This is a genomic window from Sphingomonas sp. Leaf230 (assembly GCF_001421745.1).
Taxonomy (GTDB): Bacteria; Pseudomonadota; Alphaproteobacteria; order Sphingomonadales; family Sphingomonadaceae; genus Sphingomonas.
Map to the genome: position 1 here is coordinate 880560 of NZ_LMKW01000001.1, position 21182 is coordinate 901741.

Consider the following 21182-nt stretch of genomic DNA (forward strand, 5'->3'; position numbering starts at 1 on the left):
TGACAAAATATTTAGTGAGGATGACCGGTGCCGGGAACGTCTACCGGCCATGAAGATCGGTTTTCTGTTCAATCACGACCAGGTTCATCAGGTCGCGCACGCCCTTCCGACCGCCCTGGCGATGGTCGAGGGTTATCCCGATGCGGAGGTCGTCGTCGTGACCACTAACGCACGGCTGACCGACGAAGTGCGACGGTTGTGCGCGCGGCTCGGCGTTACCGTGCCCTTGGTCGAACTGGGCCTGCGTCGTGCATCGACGCGTGCGCTATCCAGCGCGCTCGAATGGGCGCTGCCGGTGACCAAGATCGGTATCTACCGCGACAATCTCGATTTCTTCCGGTCGCTCGATGCGCTGGTGGTCGCCGAGAAGACCTCGCTACTGCTTAAGACCCGCTACGGCCTGGACGATCTCAAGATCATCCACACCCGCCACGGTGCGGGCGATCGCGCGATCGGCTTCAACAAGCACAGCGCGACGTTCGATCACGTCCTCGTCTCCGGTAGCAAGATCCGCCAGCGCCTGCACCGCGAGGCCGGCGTGCCGTTCAACCGGATGAGCCTGATCGGCTATCCCAAGTTCGACCTGATGCCCGAGCCAGCGCCACGCCTGCCGTTCCAGGCGAACGGCAAGGCCACGGTGCTCTACAACCCGCATCCGTCGCCGCATCTGTCGTCCTGGTATGCGCAGGGCCGCGCGGTGCTCGAGCATTTCCTGCACGACGACCGCTACAATCTGATCTTCGCGCCGCACGTTATGCTGTTCCACCGCAAATTCGTGCTGACGATCGACAAGTTCCGGATCGACCGCGCCGGCGTGATCGAGCAGCGCTTTCTCGATGCGCCGAACATCCATGTCGATCTAGGATCGGCCGCATCGACCGACATGACCTATACCGCGGCGGCGGACATCTATCTCGGCGACGTCAGCAGCCAGGTGTACGAGTTCCTCCACACGCCGCGCCCGTGCCTGTTCTTAGATGCGCACGCAACGCCGTGGGACGGCGATGCGAACTATGCGCACTGGCAGGCAGGAGAAGTTGTCACCGGCACCGCGGACCTCGGCGCCGCGCTCGACCGGGCGGTGGCGCAGCATGATCGCTATCGTCCCGTTCAGCGCGCGCTGTTCCAGCGGAGCTTCGAACTGACTGCGGAACGCTCTGCGGTGCGTGCGGCGCGCGCGGTGATGAGCGTGCTCGGTGATACCGTCCCGGCCGTGCTGCCCGAGCGCGAACTGGAAACTGTAACCGGACTGCAGAGCGGACTGCAGGGGTTGCGCGTAGCCTGATCCGACGCGAGAAGGCCCGCGCGGCGCCCCTGTCGGACGCGGCGTTTGGGATCGATCGACCACCGTGGCTCTTCGCAAGGATATCTGGCGCCCCGCGATCGTGATGGCGACCGCCGAGGCGATCGTCGCGCGCGGCTCGATCGAAGGCTTCCCGATGATGTGGCTGCCGCCGATGGGCAGCTTCCAGTTTCTCGCCGACCCGTTCGGGCTGTGGCGCGACGGGCGACTGTACGTGTTCGTCGAGACCTATGATTACCGCGTCCGGATCGGCGCGATCGAGGTGCTGGTTTATGATGCGGACTTCCGCCTGGTCGATCGGCAGCCGGTGCTGAATGAGCCCTGGCATTTGTCCTACCCTCTCGTGTTCGAGGCGGAGGGCGAGACGTGGATGCTGCCCGAGGCGCATCGTTCGAACCGGCTGACGCTGTATCGCGCGGTCGATTTCCCGACCCGGTGGGAGCCGGCGCATGTGATCGAACTCGATCACGTCGCGGTCGATGCGACGCCGGTGTTCCATGACGGGAGGTGGTGGCTGTTCTACACCTCCGCCGACCGCGAGCCCGACAAGATGAGTGCGCTGCACGTCGCTTATGCGGACCGGCTGGCGGGACCGTGGACGCCGCACCCGGCAAACCCGGTACGGGTCGATGTCGCAAGCGCGCGACCCGGCGGGATGCCGCTCGTGATCAATGGCCGGGTCGTGCTGCCCGTGCAGGATTGCAGCCAAACCTATGGTGGCGGGATCCGTCCGCTGACGATGACGGTTTTGACGACGGAGCGGTTCGTGGCGGCAGCGGGCGACGCGATGGCGCCGCCGGTCTCTTGCGCGCCGTTCGTCGAGGGGTTTCACACGCTGTCCGCGGCGGGGCCGGTGACGCTGGTCGACATGAAGCGCACCGAATTGTCGCTGCATGGTCTCTCGATCGAAGCGGTCCGAGAGGTCAAGAAACTGGGCCTTAAAAGGCGCGCATCCGTTCGAGGATAGCAAGGCCGGTTGCCGCGAACCGCTCCGGCCCGAACGTCGCGAGAACGCGCGCGCGACCCGCCTGCCCCATCGTCGCCAGTTGTGTCGGCTCGGCCAACGCTCGCGACAACGCAGCGGCGAGTGCAACCGGATCAGCCGGTGGGACGGTGAAGCCGGTCTCGCCTTCGACGATGCTGCCGGGCAGTTCGCCGACCGCCGAGGCGATCACAGGCAGCCCCGCCTGCATCGCCTCGTGCGCCGCTACACAAAGGCCTTCCGAGCGCGATGGCTGCACGTAGAGATGGCAGCTCGCCAGGAATGCCGCAGGGTCAGCCGCATAGCCCGCGAACCGCAGCGTCTTTATCCCGAGAGCATTCGCGCGAGCTTCGAGAGCGTGCCGTTCTGCGCCGTCCCCCGCAATCACCATCTCGTACGGCGTCGACGTGTCGAGCAGCGCCAGCGCCTCGACCAGCACGTCGTAACCCTTCACGCGGTGCAGGCGGCCTAGGCTGCCGATCCGAATGGGCTGGCCCGGCTGCCACGGCGTCGCCTGAAGCGCTTCGGGATCCGCGCGGAAGATCGACCATTGGACTAGACGCTCGGGGGGAACGTGCAGTCGTTCCGCGGTCAGTCGCGTCACCGCCGTGGAGTCGCCGACCCACAGCCGCGACAGCCGTTGCGTTGCACGCAGCAAAACGCGGTTGGCCGGCTTGAGGAAGGCCGCATGCTGCCAGCTGACCACGGGCCACCCCCGCCGGACGCCAACGATCTGGCCAAGCAGGGTGGCGCGGGTGAGCGAGGTCCAGAGATGCGTCGGCGCCCAGTCCTTGAGGGTCGCGTCGAGCCAGCTGAGCGCCGTGGCGTGATCGGTCTCGCCGCCATCGCGGACATGCACATCCAGCCCGGCGGCGCGCATCGCGGTCTCGCCGCGACGGTCGCGTGCGGTCAGTGCGAACACTGCGACCTCGGCACCGCCGTCGCGCAGCACGCCGAGCACTGCGGGCACGGGGGACGCAGCCCCGCCGCCCTCGACCGAATTGATCACGTAAGCGATCCGCATCGGGCGTATGCTCACGCGCGCAACCCCGCAAACAGATCGAGATACTCGGCCGCGACCGCGCCGATCCGATGATGCGCGACCAACCCCGCCAGTGCCTCCGGATCGGGCGGGGATTGCGCGAGCATCGCTGCGATCGCGCACGCCAGCGCCTCGCTGTCGCCCAGGGGCACGACCATGCCCGCGCCCGGCGCATCGAGCAGACGGGTCGCCGGGGTACAGTCGGTCGCGACCACCGGCCGCCCCGCTGCCAGAGCCTCGACCAAGACCGCCGGATACCCCTCGAAATCGGACGACAGCACGAACAGCCGCGCGGCATCGAGCCGTGGCCGGATGTCGGTTACATACCCGACGAGCTCCACGCGATCGGCAAGCCTCAGCGTCTCGCTCTGCCGGCGCAATGCATCCGCCTCCGGGCCATCCCCGACAATGACAAGCCGCGCCGTCCCTTCCGGCAGTCTTGCGAAGGCCTCGATCAAGCGCGCGAAACCCTTTTCGGGGACCAGTCGTCCCGCGGCGAGCACGATCGGCGGCTGCGTGACAGGCATCGGCAAAGGCGGCGCAGCGTCGTTGCTCAGTGCGGGCAACGCAATCGTCGTCGTCACGGGGCGGCGAAGGATCCGGTCGGCCTGATCGCGCGCGACGTCCGACAGCGCGACCACTGCCTGCACCTTGCGAAGGAGGTGTCTCATGCGAATCTCGAACGCCCATTGCCGCAGACGACCGCGCTGCGGCTTGTCGAGCGCTGCGCTGACCTGCGCGACCACGGGTATGCCCGATCTGGCCAGCGCGGCGGCGACCGGCCAATGGAAATTACCGGGAATGAAGACGCCGTCGAACCGACGCTGCTCGACGAACGCGCGCGCTTCCCGCGCCAATCGCTTGCGCGAGCCCGATCCACGCGGGATCGAAGGCTCTGCAACGACGATCTCGACCGCTTCGCCGGCCAATGCCCTAAGCGGCCCGGCGTCCGAACCGGCAAAGATGGTGACCGCGACGCCCTGCTTCGCCCACGCTCCGGCAAGCCGCACGGCAACGCGTTCGGTACCCCCTAGCGCGAAATCATGGAGGATGATGAGGATCGACAGCGCGGCCATGACCGCGCGGTTAGCGCCGACAGCGCGCCGACGCCAAGCTTTGTTAGGTCAGGACCTCGTGCCCCGACACGAAAGAGGAGAGCTAGGCTGGAGGCAGAGACCCCAGCGTATCCGTCACCCGCCGTCGCAGTTCGGGATCGCGGGTGATCTCCAGCATCGCGCTCAAGCTGCCCCGCGCCGCTGTTACGTCGCCGTCGACGAGTTCCAGCCGCGCGCGCTCCCACCAGGCGTGCCCATAAGCGGGCGCCATCGAGGTCATCCGCGCGTACAGTTCCAGCGCGCGTCGGCCATGCCCCGCCTGCTCGGCGCGCGTTGCCTGGTTCAACAACAGCCGTACAAGAATTGCGCGATTCCGCATCGTCGCGATGTGGGACACGGCTTCGGCAGGTCCAGTGGTGGACGCGAGCACCAAAGCGGCCAGCGCCTCGCGGTCGACGCGCATTCCGCCCCGAAACGGATCGACGATCACGGGTACCGCCTCGGCCCCGACCATCACCAGTACGTGCCCGGGAACATCGAGCGCGTCGGCCGTCCATCCGATCCGGCGTGCCGCACCCACGTAGAGAATGGACAGGCTTACCGGCAGGCCACGGCGCCGGTCGATGACACGGATCAGGTCGGCGTTGGCGGGGTCGTCATAGGTCTCGCGGTCGCCGACGAAGCCGAACTCCTCGCCCAGCACTTCCGACAGGACATCGGCGCGCTCTTCGGCGGTACCGGCGCCTCGGCCGACCGTCTCGAGGCGTTGCGACACCGCATCAATCAGCACACGATAGGGTGTCGGATCGGTGTCTGGATGATCGAGCAGCGCCAGCGAAAGCGCGGCCTCATCGAGAATGATGTCGTCCTCGTCGAGGAGACCGAGGCGGATCAGATTGTCGTTCATCGACCGGAGATGGGTGCGCTCGGCGATGCTGCAATAGCGGGGATCGGGTGACGGTCGCAGCTATCGGCGCGGTTGCGCGTTCAGGAAGATCAACGCGGAGATCATCAATGAACTTCTATTATTCCCCCGGCGCTTGCAGCCTCGCAGATCACATCGCGCTGCACGAAGCCGGGATTTCGTTCGAGCACGAGAAAGTTGATCTCAAGGCCAAGCGGACCGAAAGCGGCGCCGACTATGCGACGATCAACCCCAAGGGTTACGTCCCTACCCTGACCCTGGACTCGGGCGAGACGGTGACCGAGAACATCGCCATCCTCGACTGGATCGCGCATCACGACAGCGCGCTGAAACCGAGCGGAGCGATGGGACATACTCATCTCCTCATGGCACTCGCCTTCATCTCGACCGAGATACACAAGAGCTTCAAGCCGTTCTTCTCCGGCGGGAGCGATGAAGAGAAGGCGAAAGCCAGCGAGGCGATCGTCAAGCGGATGGGCTATCTGGCCGATACGATCGAGGGCGACTATCTGTTTGGGGACAAGGTCAGCGTGGCGGACTGCTATCTGTTCGTGATGCTGTTGTGGGCGGCGAAGAACCAGATCGAAGTACCCACGAAGCTGGTCGCGTTCCGCGAGCGGATGGAGGCACGTCCGGCGGTGCATAAAGCGATGTCGCATGAGGGGCTCATCTAGTGTTCGGAGACCGGACCGGTACGAGGGATAGACCATGAAGACCGTGACGCTTCCGGGCGGGGAAACGATTCCCGCCCTCGGGCAAGGCACCTGGATGATGGGCGAGCGCGCGAGCGAGCGCGAAGCGGAGATCGCCGCTTTGCGGTCCGGGGTCGAACTCGGGATGACGCTGATCGACACGGCCGAGATGTACGGTGACGGCGCCTCCGAAATCCTCGTGGCCGAAGCACTCCACGGCGTTCGCGACGACATCTTCCTGGTCAGCAAAGCCTATCCCCAGAACGCATCGCGCAGGCGCCTCGAACACGCCTGCGACGCCAGCCTTGATCGGCTGAAAACGGACAGGCTCGATCTGTACCTGCTGCACTGGCGCGGATCGGTACCGCTTGCGGAGACGGTCGAGGCGATGGAGGGGCTCAAGACGGCGGGTAAGATCCGCCATTGGGGCGTCAGCAATCTCGATACGGACGACATGGACGAACTGCTGGCCGCCGGCGGCGGCGGCTGCGCGACCGACCAGATCCTGTACAACCTGACGCGGCGTGGCCCGGAACACGACCTCCTGCCGTGGCTTCGCCAGGCGCACATGCCGGTGATGGCGTATAGTCCGGTCGAGCAGGGCCGGCTCGTGTCCGACCGGACGCTCGTTCGCATCGCGGAAACCATCGGCGCGACTCCCGCGCAGGTAGCATTGGCCTGGGTTCTGCAAAACGACGACGTGATCGCGATCCCGAAAGCCGGGAACGTCGCGCACGTGCAGGAGAACCGTGCAGCCGCGGACCTTGTGCTGTCCAGAGAAGACGTAGCAGCGCTCGATGCCGCATTTCCGCGACCGAAGACGGCGGGACCGTTGGAAATGCTGTAAGACGACGTCGAGCGTTACTGCATGAGAAAACGCTGACGGCAAAGGCTTGAGCGGTCGACTTAACTGGTTAACGCGTTCGCATCGCCCGACTAAATACGACGGATCACAGACACGCCGGCTATTTTGTTCGTTTCTTTTACACCCTTGCCGTCCAAGGATAGTCGGATGAGTGGCTTGATTTCCCGCCTCAGGCAACTGCGGCATTCCGACCAGTCGATTGCGGCCTCGGTACGTGCGACGCTGCTGGAGTCGCTTTACGCGTCGCCGCAATCCTTGGTGATCGGTGCACTGACCAGCAGCGGCATCATGGGGATCGTCGCATACGTCAGCGGAAACCTGGCGATGATCGCGTGTGCCGTGGCGATCGCGCTCGTCGCCGGTATCAGGGTCGGCGATGCCCTGGGGCGGCAACGGCAACGGCGGCCGGCACCGGATCGCGTGAAGGGAAGCTGGGCCAAGCGGCAGGAGTTTCTCTATCGATCCGGTGCGCTGGGCTATTCGGCGTTGCTCGGTACGTTCGGCCTGCTTACGCTGGTGCATACCGACGACGGCGTACTCCAGCTGCTCGCGGTAACAACCACGATCGGGTACGCGGCGGGGATCGCCGGTCGCAACGCCGGCCGACCGTGGATCGCCCTGTCACAGCTGTGCTTCGCGTCGCTGCCGCTGACGGTGGGACTGATCGTCTCGCTGCAGCCGCTCAAGATGGCATTGGCGCTGGTGATCGTCCTGTTCGTCGTCGCGATGATGGACATCACGTTGCAGACCTATGGCGTCATCCTGAAGGCGACACTCGTTTCGCGCGAGAAGGCGGCATTAGCGGAGCATCATGCCGCCATCGCGCGTCGCGACGATCTGACCGGCGTCGCCAACCGGACCGCGTTCCGCGAACAGTTCGAGGCGCGCTTGCAGGCGCTCGGCCGCAGCGAAACGCGGCTGGCGATCTACTGGCTCGATCTCGACCGGTTCAAGGAAATCAACGACTCGTTCGGTCATCTGGCCGGCAACGCGCTGCTCGCGGGCGTAGCCCAGCGGCTGGACGACGCCTTCGGCACGACCGGGATCGTCGCGCGGCTTGGCGGCGACGAGTTCGCGGTGATCTGCGAAGTGATCCAGCAGTCGGACGCCTCTGCGATCGGCCAGCGTATCATCGACTTGGTCGAGCAGCCGGTGCATCACGACGGGCGCACGCTGCACGTCGGCGCATCGCTCGGCATTGCGCTCGCGCCACCCGATGGCACCGATGCCGACACGTTGCTGAAGAACGCCGACCTTGCCCTCTACCGCGCGAAGGACAGCGGCCGCGGTCAGATGCGCTTCTACGAACCGTTGATGGACGAGAAGATCGAGCGGACGCGCGACCTCGGCGCGGAGATGCAGGGAGCGCTCGAACGTGGCGAATTTCATCTCGTCTTCCAGCCGATCTTCGACCTGACCGGCGACCGCATCCTCTCCTGCGAGACGTTGCTGCGCTGGACCAACCGGCGACATGGCGCGATTTCCCCTGCCGAGTTCATCCCGATCGCCGAGGACAATGGCCTGATCGTCGCGATCGGCAGCTGGGTGATCCGCGAGGCGTGTCGGATCGCGAGCAGCTGGCCCACCGACGTGACCATCGCCGTCAACCTGTCGCCGATCCAGCTGCGATCGGCGAACTTGCCGACGGTGATCATGAGTGCGCTTGCGGCGAGCGGTTTCGCGGCGGAGCGGCTTGAACTCGAGGTAACGGAATCCGTCCTGCTCGAGGATATCGAAGCATCGTTGGCGGCACTGGATGCGATCAACCGGCTGAACGTGCGGACGACGCTCGACGATTTCGGCACGGGTTACTCCTCGCTCAGCTACCTGACCAAGTTCCCCTTCCAGACCTTGAAGATCGATCGCTCCTTCATCGCCGACCTTGAGCAAAGCCCGGCTTCGGTGGCGATCGTGCAGACCGTGATCGAGCTGGCGGCCAAGCTTGGCATGCGGACGGTGGCGGAGGGTGTCGAGACGCATGCGCAACTGGAGCAACTGCGGCGCACGCGGTGCGATGCGGTACAAGGGTTCCTGCTGGCGCATCCGATGCCGGCAAGCATGGTCGCGACCATGCTTGCCGGCGACGGCGTCAAGGCACTGGGGCGCTCGTGACCGCTGGGCTACGCGGCCTTGTCCAGCAACCGCGTCTGCGCACCGACGAGGCGGCGCATCAGTTTCAGGTCGGCCTCGCTGAGTCGCAAGGCGGCATCAGCCCAGAGGTCGACGACGGCTTCGAGTTCGCCGAGCGGCAGCGGATTGACCGACCGCGATGCCTCGTAGATCGCGCAGTGCCCGCTATGCCGACGGCGGTTTTGACGAATGTAGCGCTCGACTTCGGCACGGCCCATGCCGGGATCGGCGAGCGCGTGGACGATACCAAGCTCGTACAGCTCTTCGGCGGTGTACGACCGGCCGCTCAGGATCATCTGTTCCGCCCGCGCCGCGCCCAGGCGCCGGGACAGGAAGCAATGCGCCCCCATGCCGGGAAAGAGACCGAAATTGGTTTCGGGCAGGCCGAAATGCGTGCCACGCTCGGCGATCACGACGTTGAACGACAACAGCGCCTCGAACCCGCCCCCCAGCGCATCGCCTTCCACCAATCCGATCGTGATGATCGGTTGATCGAGGCTCAACATGTTGCGGTGCAGGATATGGACACATGCACGGCCGTAGCGGACGAGTGCCTCCCGATCGCCGTTGCGGATGTGCGCCGAGAAGAGATCGAGGTCACCGCCCAGGGAAAACACGCCAGGAAATCGGGATCCGAGGACGACATACCGGATCGGCATGGTAGCCGATGACCGCGCGGTTGCGATGTCGTTCTGCCACTGGGTGAATTCGGCGAGCAAACCCGGGTTGAAGCTCGGCCGGCTGCGTTGGCGCATGTAGGTCCAGAGGGTTTCGAGTTCGGCGTCGAAATGCGTTTCCAGGTCGACGAACTCGAACGGGCGCCGGCTGGGCACCGCGCTCAAGGAATGGATCGACGCCTCGTGAAGCTCCTGGTGCCTTTCGGAGGGTATGAAGGGGGAATGTTCGAAGGTCATTGCGACGTCCTTTTTTACAAGCAGCGATCTGCTGCGCGAAAAGGTTACGTCGGAATCCGAAATCCAAGCTGCGATTCGGTCGGCAATTGGGGTGGTTGGTCGTGCTTTCGAGACTTCATAGCCCGATCGTGGCGTGCAGGGTTATGGTCCTCGGTCGGATGGGAACGGTCTGCGTGCTCGTTGCCAGCGTGAACGGATTGCCGAAGCCGAAACTGTTGCCGCGGCTGTCGAGCAGGTTGTCGACGGCGATCAACCAGTGCCACGGCCCGCGGTCGATCGTCGCGCCGACGTCGATCGTCGCGTAGTTCCCCGCCGGGCGATCCAGCAGGGGATCGAAACTAAGTCGCGTGCGACCGGTATAGCGCGCGACACCGTAAACCGACGCGGGCGAGCCGAACGCGACGAGCGTTCGCGATGCCGTCAGTCGAGACGATATGTCGGGAACGACCGGTAGGCGCCTATCGTCGCGATCGAGGCCGGTGTTCGACGACGGCGACGTCAGGCGGGCGCGTTGCAGCGTGGCCCCGAAATCGATCGTGAGCGGCGACAGGATCAGGACGCCGCCTAGCTCCAGGCCGTAATTCACTGCATTGCCCGCGTCGACGGTTCCGAGGAGTCCATCGGGTCCTACAGTATCGCTCCGTAGATGCTGCCATGCCGACCCGAACACCGCGCCGTGCAAGGCCAGCCGATCGCCAGCAGCACGTATGCGCCAGCCGAGTTCAAGGCTCTGAAGTTCGTCGCCAGGAATCCGGAGATTGGTCGGATCGGCGGTCCGGCTGATACCCGCGGGACGCACGGCGCTGGCATAGCGAAGCCAGACCAGGCCGAGATCGTCGCGATGCCAGCTAAGCGTTCCGCTGGGGGTAACGCCGATACGGTTGGCGCGAACGCGGCCGGGTGCCTGTTGCTCAAGATGGCTCGACGTCGAGAATGCCCGCAGCCCGAGCTTGAAATCGAGCGCGTTCGAGAGGCGCTGCGTACCCTCGGTGAATACGGCGAGGTCTGTGACGTCCTCCTCGTCGCGTCGCGCGTCGATGGTGTCGTCGCCGACCGACGTGAAGCGACCCTTTAGAAGGCTGGTCGAATGCAGGATGGTCGCACCGATGATCCAGGGATGGCGCGCGGTCGGGTCGCTCAGCCGGACCTCCTGCGACAGCAACCGCGCGGAGCGATCCTCGACATAGGCGACCGGCGATGCCACGCCGAGCGACGATGCCAGGATGCTCGCATCATAGGTGCTGCCGAACTCCTGGTCGACATAGGCCGTCGTGGCCTGCCCCTCGAGCTTGCCGATCGGCCCCCGCACAGTCAGCGCTCCGGATGTGAAGTCGTTGTCCTGCGGCTCGGCGATCCGCGTGGCGCGCGACAGGCCACTGGTCGCATATTGGCTGTCGCGCGCGTCGATGCGTTGGGCGACCCCGCTCAGGGTTGCCGACCACCCCCCGCCGATCGACCAGCGCAGCGCGGCACGGCCACCGACCCGCCGCGTGCGGTTAACGTCGCGCCGATCGCGCCCGGTATCGTCGATCCAGCCGGGCATCGTCTCGACCCAGCCAGAGGCCCGAAGCGCGACCGTCCCGGTGACTATCGGCAGGTTGAGCATCCCCTCGACCGCGCCACCGACCGCACCGTTGTTGATCCCCGTTCCCTCGACCGCGACGCCGCCCGCGAGCCGATCCAGGTCCGGCGCGGCGGTTACGACACGAACGACCCCGCCGAGTGCACCGGTGCCGTAGAGTGTCCCCTGCGATCCCCGCAATATCTCGATCCGGTCCACGTCGACGAGCCGCAGGTCGGGATCGGGTGACGAATAGCCGATCCGCGCATCGTCCAGATACAGGCTGACGAGCGACTGGCTGGTGCCGTTGAACGCGCTGTCGGCAACCCCGCGGAGAAATATCCGGTCACGGCCCGGGCCCAGGTTCGTGGAAAATGCCCCGTCGGTCGTCGCCATGACGTCCGTCAGTCCACGCCGTCCCGCCAGCCGACCCAAGCTAGGTGCGCCGACGATGCTGATCGAGGCGGGAAGATCGGACAGCCGTTCGTCGCGCTTGCTGGCGATGACGACGATATCGCCGGTCATCAGCGTCCCTGCGGCGTCAGCGCGACGCGCCAACGCGCGCGGTGGTTTTGCCGGAATAGCCTCGATCCGCCACGTGGTCGTATCGACCTGGACCGCGCGCAGCCGGCTGCCGGCCAACATGCGGCGCACGGCCTGCGCTACGTCGGTTGAATGGTCGACCCGCTTGACGTCTAGATCCGGCAATCCGCCCGCCATTCCGATCGAGATCCCGGTCTGGCTTGAAAGCGACTCGAGCGCAGACCGTAACGGTCCCGCAGGGATCGTGATCGAACGCCTGGCCGGTGGAGCCCGTTCAGCGTCCGCCGGCGGCACCCAGATGCACGACGCCAGCAACCCGACGAACGCGTATCGGCAGCACTGCCTGTAGCTGATCGACAAGCCGCGATCCGTCACCAATCGTCAACACCCCGGAAAAGCGCAGGTTCGCCGCCGAAGGGTCGACGGTCAACGGGCTGTCCGCATACCGCGCGATATCCGCCGCAACCAGGGGCAATGGTGCGCCGTCATAGTCGAGGCGGCCGTCGGTCCAGTCGGACACGCGCGCAGGATCGACCTTCCGCCGTTCGGCAATCTGTTTGTCCGGCGTAATATCCAGGCTCTGGCCCGCGTGCAGCGTCGTTGCGTCGGACGACGTGCCACCGACGGGCGTGACGCTCACCATACCCTCGGCGACGGTGACGGCGACCCGTCCACGCGCACTCACGACATCGAACGTCGTGCCGAGATCGCGTACTTCGTATCCGCCTGCGCGAACCATCAGAACGCGCGAAGGATCGTGCCGGACGGCAAAGTTCGCCGCGCCCTGTGCGATCTCGATCACCGGACTACCGCCGCCGCTGACGGACACGCGAGAGCCGCGATCGATCTGCATGCGACTGCCATCGGCAAGCGTCACCGACCGGGTTTCGGTGCGACCCGTTTCATAGGCCTGTGCCGCGTCGTCGCCCGACGGCGCGACTAACATGAACGCCAGCCCCGCGGCAAGCGCTCCACTGGAACCGAGCGCCGCCCACTGCCACCGGCGACCGCGCGATGCTGCAAAGGGTACGACGTCTTGGTGGGCGATGTCCGCATGGTCGTCGTTTGCCGGCAGGCGTGCGGCGATCGCCGGTGCGGCAGCGACAAACTCAGCATCGAGACTCGCGATCGAATCATAGGCAGTGCGATGTGCCGGGTCGCCCGCCAGCCACTCGCCAAACCGGTCCCAGTCCATATCCGGCGCGTCGAGCCGCGAATGCCACGTCGCAGCGGCTTCGACCGCGCTATCCGTCGCAGCGTGCGTGTCAGTCATGCGTCCCCCTTTCCGGCGGATGCCCCCCGCCTGCGTCAGGATCGACGCGACCCGCGCCCATCCTGCAAACCTCTCCCGACGAATATCGGACTGCTTGATAGACGCCGCGGCGCGGATCGAACCGCACCCCTCCCCCTAAATCATTCATCCAACGCCTTTCTCAGATGTCGGAGGGCGACGGCGATGTGTTTTTCGACAGCGCTTCGCGAGATACCGAGTTCGACGGCGATGTCGGCGTGGGACACGCCGTCGACACGGTGTCGGCGGAATACGCGCATCGCTCCCTCGGGGGGGCCGGACAGCGCAGCGGCCAGCCGATCGAACCGCTCGCGGCTGGCGACCGCGTCGAATGCGGAGGGCGCATCGTCGACCGCCTCCACACCGACGATCGACGTCGTCGCGTCGACATAGCCAATGTCGCGGCGCTGACGACGGCCATTCGCACGGACACGGTCGAGCACGATGTTCATGCCGACGCGGTGCAGATACGCTAGCGGATTGGCGATCGGTCCCGTTGCCTCTGCCAGCGACGGCTGCGCCGTGTGGAGCCAGATTTCCTGCACGACGTCCTCGGCCTCCGCGACACTGCCTGTCCGCGCCGTAAAGAACCGGACAAGCCGACCACGATTGGCAGCGAGTACGGCGGACAAACCTTCGGACTGGCCCGAGGAAAGTAGTGTATCGGGGTCGGCTACGGCATTCCTCCGAGGCTCATCGTCGCTGGAAGGCGTCTTGCTCCTGCCCGTCCGGGATGTCGCCCTGAAAAGTAAAACCGACGGCGTCAGGTCAGCGCGCTGAGTGGTTCGGTACAATCCCGACGCGGTCGCACAGGCGGATCGCCGCGGCAGCAAAGGCCAGGACCGCATACGCCGGAATGGCAAGGTAGAACAGCGGACAGCTCCAGGCGGAGCGCGGATGGACGAAGGCGTCGATCAGGCGTCCGTCGCCCCGAAAATCGCAGAGCGGCACCGCCGCTTCGGGCGGCTCGGCTCCCCAGACCGGATCGTGATCCGAGACGTGTATCGGTTGCAGGGCGAAATGGGTCGCGGTCATCGACATGATCCTTCTCTCCTCACCAGATCCTCGTTCGCGTACAGCGCGAGCAGCGCGTCGAAATGATCGTCCATCGTGCGGACCGGGGCTGCCGCGCGTGGCGTACGACTGTTGCGGGCGACCGAAAGGATCGCCTCGGATGCCGCCAGCGCGTCGCTGGATCGGTACAAGACGCCACCGGATTTGCGCGCGAGGTCAGCAGCGCCGCCCCGATCGGGCGCGATCAGCGGTAGGCCCGAGGCGATCGCCTCGGCCGCGACGAAGCAGAAGGTTTCCGCCTCGCATCCGTGGATCAAGGCATCCGCGCTCGCCATCATCCGCGCTAGCGCGGCGCGGTCGGTGGTCGGTTCGAGCAGGCGAACGTGCGGGTTGCCGTCGATCGCCTCGATCACCGGCCGCTGCCGCGATCCGCCACCGACGATGACGAGGCCTACCGGCGCCTGAGCCCCCGCCATGGTCGCCGCCTGCGCAATCATCGGCCAGCGCTTTTCCGGTGCGTGGCGTCCAACCCCGATCAGCAGCATCGCGTCTTCGGGGAGGCCGCATAGCGCCAGCATCTCGCGACGCAAGGTCATGTCGCGAAGCACCGGCGAGAACTGGCCGGGCTCGACGCCCATCGGGTCGGTCAGCACCTTTTGCAGGCCGCCCTCCCGCAACCGCTCGCTCAGGCTGTCGCTTGCGCTGACGATCATGTCGAAGCGTTGGTCGAGGCGGCGTAAGTGGCGCCAATACCAGTCGAACGCGCGGTCGATCGTCTGCGTCGTAGCGACTCCGCCGAACCAGCGATAGGCATAGGCCGCCAGCGGATCGGCATGTGCGATCAACGCGAGGCGCGCCCGGGCGCCGCGTTCGCTCTTCCAGTCCGCGACCATCGACGCGCTGCGCCATGGCGACGAGACTTCGACGAGGTCCGGATTTTCTTCGTCGAGCACGCGGTGCAGCGCCGATCGATCGGAGAAATAGCGGTAGGATCGGTCGAGCGGAAACCGCGGCGAGCGTACCCAGCGGATGCGGGCGTTCGGTCCACGACGTTCCTCGCCGTCGCGCTCGCCCGGTGCGACGACGACCATCTCATGCCCGCGTTCGGCGAAGGCGACGAGCTTGCGATCGACATAGGTCCGGACCCCGCCGCCGCTGGGCGTGTAGAAGGCGCAGACATCAACGATCTTCATGACGGCCCTCCCCTTCCGACATAGCTGCCCCCGGCAACAGATCGGCGTAGCGGGCAACCGTGCGGCGGCCCGCCAGACACCGGATGGTCCGATCGATACTCGTCATCAGCGACTCCTTCGTGACGTCGCCGGGATGCACCGCCACGCGCAAGGTCGGCAGCCAGTCCGGCAGCGTGCGCGCGGCGGCGGCGACCACGAGCGAACTGGCGGTGCGCGCGGGGGATCGGCTTGCCCAAGTGACGACGGGACCGCGCGCAACGACCGCGTTGTTGGCCGGACGCCAGACCCGAAAATGATCCTCCGCGAGCGCGAAATCGCATGCCTTCAGCGCCGACCTCGCGCCCGGACCGTAGAGCCACGCCGGCGCGATGAAGCCCGCGACGGGGCCGCCGATCGCCTGTTCGACCATATCGCGTCCGGCGCGCATCCGGTATTCGGCCTCGTCCGCGCTGAGTCCGAGGAACTCGCCCTCGCCCGCGGTCATGTAGCGCGCCTTCATCGACGCGGCCGTGCTGCTGTGTGCGCTGGTGTCGCGGTGGAACCAGCCGTGGAGGAACATCTCGACGCCCGCATCGGCCCATTCGCGCAACCGGCGCGCGAACGCCGGCGTCCGGTCGAGCGGCGCCGCGCCCCAGTGATCCGGGACGACCAGCATCGCGAACCGCGGCCCGCCCAGAATCGCGCCGATCATCTCGGCTAGTCGCTCGATGGGATCGGCGAATGCCGGAGAGACGTCGTGGATCGACACGATGAGGCGCCGGTCTGGTGACGGCGGGCGCACGGCCTTTGGCAGGGCGTTCACGACAGAAGGTCGAGCAGCTTGGTCACACACATGCCCCGGAGACGGCACCGCGCGATCCGAACCGCAGTCCGCCAAGATTATTTTTTGTGGCGAATTTTTCGGGCTGCGGATGCTGCGATGCGGTGACGTCCAGAACCCATGAAACATCCCGGCTTCCCCGCCATCGCGGCATCGCTGCGTCATGGAAATCAGATTGCCGTCCCGTTCGCCGTACGGCGCAGGGCGGCATGAGCAACGCCCTCAACCACGCGGCCCTGCCCGCCCCCAAGCTTCCGCTCAAGACGATCGAAGTCCGCAAGGGGATCGTCGCACGGGGCCTGACGCCTTTGTTGTCCGCGGCGATCCTGATCGCGGCATTGTGGCAACTGCGCTATCTCGATGTCCGCGGCGTAATCGCGATGGTGCCGCGTTCGCCGCTGTTCTGGCTGCTGTTCGCGGCCGGCTATCTCGCGCTGCCGGCGAGCGAGTGGGTCATATACCGCCGCCTGTGGAACCTGCCGCCGCGCGGGTTCCTCGCGCTGTTGCGCAAGCGGATCAGCAACGAGATCATCGCGGGCTATTCGGGCGAGCTATACTTCTACGCATGGGCGCGGCGGCATGCTTCGCTGGTCGGCACCCCGTTCGGCGCGATCAAGGACGTGTCGATCCTGTCCGCCGTCGTCGCCAATGTCTGCACGCTGGTGCTCGCCGCGGTCAGCTGGCAGTCGCTCATCGCGCTGAACCTCGGCACCGATGCCAAGGTGATGATCGTATCAGCCGCGAGCATCGCGCTGCCCTCGTTCGTGGCGCTCGTGATGCGCAAGCGGCTCTTCACGTTGCCGCGCGATGAGCTGGGCCGGATCGCGGTCATCCACCTGGTGCGGATCGTCGCGACGACGGTCTTCGCCGCCGCGCTGTGGGCGGTGGCGCTGCCCGCGGCACCGCTCGCCTGGTGGCTGGTGCTGGCGACGCTGCGGCTGCTCGTCTCGCGCCTGCCGCTGTTACCGAACAAGGACATCGTCTTCGCCGGCCTCGTCGCGTTCACCGTCGGGCAGGCCTCCAACGTCGCCGCGATGCTGACGATGATCGCGGCACTCTGGCTGGTCACGCACCTCCTGCTTGGCGCGGCGCTGACCGCGGTCGAACTTCTCAATCCGGAGCATAACCCATGATCGTCGCGCTCTTGGCCCTCGCCGCAACGCCAATCGCCTCGACGCCCGCGCTGGGGACCGCGGCGGCGCAGTGCCGACCGCACGAGCCGGGCCCGGCGATCGTCGTGACCGTCGAAGGGCTGAAGGATCGCGCGGGCAATCTGCGCGTCGAAATCTATCCCGCGGTCGAGGGCGAGTTCCTGGCCGACGACAATGTGCTGGTGGCGCAGGGCAAGACGTTTCGCCGCGCGGTGATACCGGTTCCGGCATCGGGTCCGGCCCGGCTGTGCCTGCGCGTTCCGGGCGAGGGTGCGTATGCGCTCAGCGTCGTCCATGCCCGCAGCGGCGGTCAAGGGTTCAGCCTGCTCCACGACGGGATCGGTTTTGCCGGTAACCCGCGGCTCGGCCATTCCAAACCAAGCGCTGAGGCGGCGCGGGTCGTCGCGCATGCCGGGATCACGCCGACGACGGTGGTGATGAACTATCGAAGCGGGCTGTTCTCGTTCGCGCCACTGAAACGCTGACACCGACATAAATAAGCTGGGGCAGGTGCGGTTACGACCGGACCGTGGCGTCACCCACGCACATACAGGAATTGGATCACTAATGGTTTCGCGTCGTCTCGGTCGATTTGCCGCTCCACTCGCTCTGCTCGCAGCGACCGCGTCGCCCGCAGTCGCGAGCGGGGCGGAGTCGACGGTATCGGTCATGACCTACAATGTTCACGGCCTGCCCTGGCCGATCGCGGAGGATCGCACGGCATCGCTGTTGGCGATCGCCGCACAGCTCAAGGCGATGCGCGCCGCCGGGCACCAGCCGAGGATCGTCGCGCTGCAGGAGGCGTTCGTGCCCGACGCGAAGGCGATCGGTGTCGCCGCCGGCTATCGCTACATCGCGTTCGGCGCTTCCGCCGACGCCGCCGCGGCCGCCGAGACGCCTACCGACCGCAGCTTCGTATCCGCCGGCAGCATGTTCCGCGGCGAACAGGTCGGCAAGCATGTCGACAGCGGACTCGCCATCTTTTCCGATTATCCGATCCTGGCGGTGCGGCGGATCAGCTATCCGGTCTGCGCCGGCTATGACTGCCTCGCCAACAAGGGCGCAATGGCGGCGATGATCGCGGTGCCCGGACTGGCCGGACCTGTCACGGTGATCGACACACACCTGAACTCGAACGGCGCCACCGGCGTATCCGAGCCCCGCGCGCTCTATGCGTATAAGCGCCAGATCGACCTGTTGAGCGCGTTCATCGGCTCGATGGAACGACCACATGAGACGCTGCTGGTAGCGGGCGACTTCAACGTCGGGCAGGACATCGCGCGCCGCGCGTATTTCGCGCAGCACATGTTCGGAGGCTCGATGCCACTGACGGGCGGCGAGCAGCGGTGCCGGTCGACCCCGACATGCTTGGTGACGCAAGCCGCCGACGTCGAGACGTCGACCGGTCGCGCGAAGGATTGGCTGATGTACCGGGCGTCGGATGCGCTGTCGGTGAAACCGGTCGCCTTGAGTGCGCCGTTCGGCCGGGCTGGCGACAAGACCATGCTGTCCGACCATATCGGCATGATGGTCAGCTACAAGCTCGACGGGGTCGCCGTCCGGCCGAAGACGGCCACGATGCTCGCCAGCCGCTGAGGGTTTTCCGTACGGGTTGCGGTCCTCCCGCCGCTACCGTATCCCCGGGTTCATAATACCATTATGATACCGGAGACGAGCATGACGCGACAGATTGGCAAGTTCGGCCTCATGCCATCGCCGATGGTTGCCGCGATCGTATTAGGTCTCGCCTCGGGGTCGGCCTCTGCCGGTCCGGTGACGATGCCCGCGCTGTTCCCCACGCCGACCTCGATCGAGCTCGGGTCGGGGACGATAGCGCTCGGGCGTTCGGTATCGCTGATCGCGGCACCCGGTGTAGATCCCGACACGATCGCGCTCGTCCGCAGCATCCTGACGGCATCGGGCGTGGAGACGATAACGACCGCCCGGCGCCTGCCCTCGGTCATCGGCGGGACCTATGTCGTGCTCGGAACCGCCACCGCGCCGATCGTCCGCGATGCGCTCGGCCGTAGCCGCGCAGTGGCCGACGATCATGCCGAGGGCTACACCATCGCGAGCCTGGCTTCGACGTCGGGCGGGGTCGTCACGCTGGCCGGTCACGATGCGGACGGCCTGTTCCATGCCGCACAGACTTTTCGCCAGCTTGCCCGGCGGTCGGCGATCCCGGCCATGGTGATCCAGGATCATCCGGCGATGCCGATCCGCGGCACAATCGAGGGATTCTACGGCGCGCCGTGGTCGATGGCGGATCGCACCAAGCATCTCGACTTCCTCGCCACCGTCAAGGCGAACACCTATGTCTACAGCCCAAAAGACGATCCGTACGCGCGCGATCGCTGGCGGGAGGCCTATCCTGCCGCGACGCTGAAGGCGCTGGGGACGCTCGCGACGACCGCGCGGCGGAACCATGTCGACTTCGTCTACGCGGTCTCGCCGGGGCCGTCGGTCTGCTTCTCCGACCCCGCGGACGTGCAGGCGCTGGAGCGCAAGTTCGATGCGATGCGATCGATCGGCGTCGGCAGCTTCTACGTCGCGCTCGATGACATCGAATACACCAAGTGGAATTGCGAGAAGGACAAGGCGACGTTCGGTCCGTCGGGCGCAGAGGCGGCAGGCATCGCGCAGTCGCAATTGCTGAACGCGGTGCAGGCGAACCTCGCGGCCAAGGATCCTTCGGCGCGGGCGCTGATCATGGTGCCGACCGAATATTACGACGCGAAGGAAACCCCGTACAAGGGGGCGCTGCGCAAGCATCTCGATCCGCGGATCGTCGTGCAGTGGACCGGCACCGACGTCGTGCCGCCAGCGATCTCGATCCCCGACGCCAAGGCGGCGACTAAGGCGTTCGGTCGCAAGACGCTGTTGTGGGACAATTATCCGGTCAACGATTACGCGCAGACCACGGGTCGGCTGCTGATGGCGCCCTATACGCGGCGCGAGGCGGGGCTGTCGGGCGAGCTGACCGGCATCCTGTCGAACCCGATGAACCAAGAGACCCCCAGCCGCCCTGCGGTGACCGGCGTCGCAGCGTTCGGTTGGAACGACAAGGCGTATGATGCGCAACGGACGTGGCATTTCTCCGCGCGGGAACTGGCGGGCGGCGACGAGCGCGCGACCGCCGCGCTGCTGACGTTCTTCGATACGCAGCACATGGCACCGACCTTCGGCAGTCAGCCTTGGCAGGAGCAGGCGCCGCGACTGAAGGCGGTGCTGGACGGCGTTCGGGAGGCGCTGGCCGGTGGCGATGCGACGGCGCGGCGTAAAGCGATCGCGGACCTGACTGCGCGTGCCGACGAAATTACGAATGCGCCCGACATCATCCGGTCCGGGACTATGGACCCTGGTTTCGCGGCGCAGTCGCGGCCGTGGCTGGACGCGATGCAGCGCTGGGGGCGTGCGCTCCAGTTGACGGCGGCCGGCCTCAACGCGGCCGATCACGGCAGCAGCGCCGCGGGACGGTATTTCGCCGATGCCAAGCGGCTGGCCGCCGACGCAGCGGCGATCCAGAGCATTCCTGGCGCGACGCGGTTCGACGGGCCGATCAAGATCGCGGACGGCGTGCTCGACACGTTCGTTGCCGACGCGCCGACGCTGATCAGGTTCGACCGCACTGGCAACGCTTCCCCCGCGGTCGAGCGGTGACCGATCGATCCGGTAGCGGACGGCGCGACCTTCTCGGGTTT

The 21182-nt window shown here is 66.3% G+C and carries 19 protein-coding genes; 9 read left to right on the forward strand and 10 right to left on the reverse strand.

What is annotated here, in order from left to right; all coding sequences use genetic code 11:
• Positions 1–49 precede the first annotated feature (49 nt).
• Positions 50–1285, forward strand: a complete 1236-nt coding sequence (locus ASE82_RS03875; RefSeq protein WP_056059059.1) for a hypothetical protein — start codon at positions 50–52, stop codon at positions 1283–1285.
• A 64-nt stretch (positions 1286–1349) separates the two neighbouring features.
• Positions 1350–2270, forward strand: a complete 921-nt coding sequence (locus ASE82_RS03880) for a glucosamine inositolphosphorylceramide transferase family protein (protein WP_056059061.1) — start codon at positions 1350–1352, stop codon at positions 2268–2270.
• Here ASE82_RS03880 and ASE82_RS03885 read toward each other — a convergent pair.
• From ASE82_RS03885 to ASE82_RS03895, 3 genes are all read right to left on the reverse strand, one after another.
• On the reverse strand, positions 2242–3309 hold the full coding sequence (locus ASE82_RS03885) for a glycosyltransferase (RefSeq protein WP_056059063.1): 1068 nt from the start codon (positions 3307–3309) through the stop codon (positions 2242–2244). The genes ASE82_RS03880 and ASE82_RS03885 overlap by 29 nt on opposite strands.
• An 11-nt stretch (positions 3310–3320) precedes the next feature.
• Entirely contained in the window at positions 3321–4403 is a 1083-nt protein-coding gene (locus tag ASE82_RS03890) for a glycosyltransferase (protein ID WP_056059066.1), read from the reverse strand.
• A gap of 82 nt (positions 4404–4485) precedes the next feature.
• A complete protein-coding gene (locus ASE82_RS03895) occupies positions 4486–5289 on the reverse strand; it encodes a SirB1 family protein (protein WP_056059069.1) in 804 nt (267 codons plus the stop codon).
• Between the two features lie 107 nt (positions 5290–5396).
• Between ASE82_RS03895 and ASE82_RS03900 the strand changes: the two genes are divergently transcribed.
• From ASE82_RS03900 to ASE82_RS03910, 3 genes are all read left to right on the forward strand, one after another.
• Complete coding sequence (locus ASE82_RS03900; RefSeq protein WP_056059071.1) at positions 5397–5981, forward strand: glutathione binding-like protein; 585 nt, start codon at positions 5397–5399, stop codon at positions 5979–5981.
• 34 nt (positions 5982–6015) lie between these two features.
• Positions 6016–6846 carry an aldo/keto reductase gene (locus tag ASE82_RS03905; RefSeq protein WP_056059075.1) on the forward strand — a complete coding sequence of 277 codons (831 nt, stop codon included), beginning with the start codon at positions 6016–6018 and terminating at the stop codon, positions 6844–6846.
• 165 nt (positions 6847–7011) lie between these two features.
• A complete protein-coding gene (locus ASE82_RS03910; RefSeq protein ID WP_056059078.1) occupies positions 7012–8976 on the forward strand; it encodes a putative bifunctional diguanylate cyclase/phosphodiesterase in 1965 nt (654 codons plus the stop codon).
• Between the two features lie 8 nt (positions 8977–8984).
• Here ASE82_RS03910 and ASE82_RS03915 read toward each other — a convergent pair whose 3' ends face one another.
• The 7 genes from ASE82_RS03915 to ASE82_RS03945 all read right to left on the reverse strand — a co-directional run bounded on the left by ASE82_RS03915 (position 8985) and on the right by ASE82_RS03945 (position 16312).
• Complete coding sequence (locus tag ASE82_RS03915; protein ID WP_082441087.1) at positions 8985–9908, reverse strand: crotonase/enoyl-CoA hydratase family protein; 924 nt, start codon at positions 9906–9908, stop codon at positions 8985–8987.
• A gap of 115 nt (positions 9909–10023) precedes the next feature.
• A complete protein-coding gene (locus tag ASE82_RS03920; protein WP_162236676.1) occupies positions 10024–12114 on the reverse strand; it encodes a TonB-dependent receptor in 2091 nt (696 codons plus the stop codon).
• A 172-nt stretch (positions 12115–12286) separates the two neighbouring features.
• The gene (locus tag ASE82_RS03925; protein WP_056059084.1) at positions 12287–13285 is read right to left on the reverse strand and encodes a FecR family protein; all 999 of its coding nucleotides are present in this window, start codon (positions 13283–13285) and stop codon (positions 12287–12289) included.
• A 140-nt stretch (positions 13286–13425) separates the two neighbouring features.
• A complete protein-coding gene (locus tag ASE82_RS03930) occupies positions 13426–13935 on the reverse strand; it encodes an RNA polymerase sigma factor (protein ID WP_056059087.1) in 510 nt (169 codons plus the stop codon).
• A gap of 136 nt (positions 13936–14071) precedes the next feature.
• Entirely contained in the window at positions 14072–14338 is a 267-nt protein-coding gene (locus ASE82_RS03935) for a hypothetical protein (RefSeq protein WP_156348736.1), read from the reverse strand.
• A complete protein-coding gene (locus tag ASE82_RS03940) occupies positions 14335–15510 on the reverse strand; it encodes a glycosyltransferase (protein WP_056059094.1) in 1176 nt (391 codons plus the stop codon). Before ASE82_RS03940 ends, ASE82_RS03935 begins: the two co-directional genes overlap by 4 nt.
• Positions 15497–16312, reverse strand: a complete 816-nt coding sequence (locus ASE82_RS03945) for a DUF2334 domain-containing protein (protein ID WP_235524509.1) — start codon at positions 16310–16312, stop codon at positions 15497–15499. Before ASE82_RS03945 ends, ASE82_RS03940 begins: the two co-directional genes overlap by 14 nt.
• Positions 16313–16539: 227 nt before the next feature.
• On the opposite strand from ASE82_RS03945, the gene ASE82_RS03950 reads away from it, so the two are divergent.
• The 4 genes from ASE82_RS03950 to ASE82_RS03965 all read left to right on the forward strand — a co-directional run bounded on the left by ASE82_RS03950 (position 16540) and on the right by ASE82_RS03965 (position 21141).
• Positions 16540–17463, forward strand: coding sequence for a hypothetical protein (locus ASE82_RS03950; RefSeq protein WP_056059097.1), 924 nt, complete (start codon positions 16540–16542; stop codon positions 17461–17463).
• A complete protein-coding gene (locus ASE82_RS03955; RefSeq protein ID WP_056059100.1) occupies positions 17460–17966 on the forward strand; it encodes a DUF2141 domain-containing protein in 507 nt (168 codons plus the stop codon). Before ASE82_RS03950 ends, ASE82_RS03955 begins: the two co-directional genes overlap by 4 nt.
• 82 nt (positions 17967–18048) lie before the next feature.
• Positions 18049–19077 carry an endonuclease/exonuclease/phosphatase family protein gene (locus ASE82_RS03960; RefSeq protein WP_056059102.1) on the forward strand — a complete coding sequence of 343 codons (1029 nt, stop codon included), beginning with the start codon at positions 18049–18051 and terminating at the stop codon, positions 19075–19077.
• Between the two features lie 81 nt (positions 19078–19158).
• Positions 19159–21141, forward strand: coding sequence for a beta-N-acetylhexosaminidase family protein (locus ASE82_RS03965; RefSeq protein WP_056059105.1), 1983 nt, complete (start codon positions 19159–19161; stop codon positions 21139–21141).
• The last annotated feature ends 41 nt before the right edge of the window (positions 21142–21182 follow it).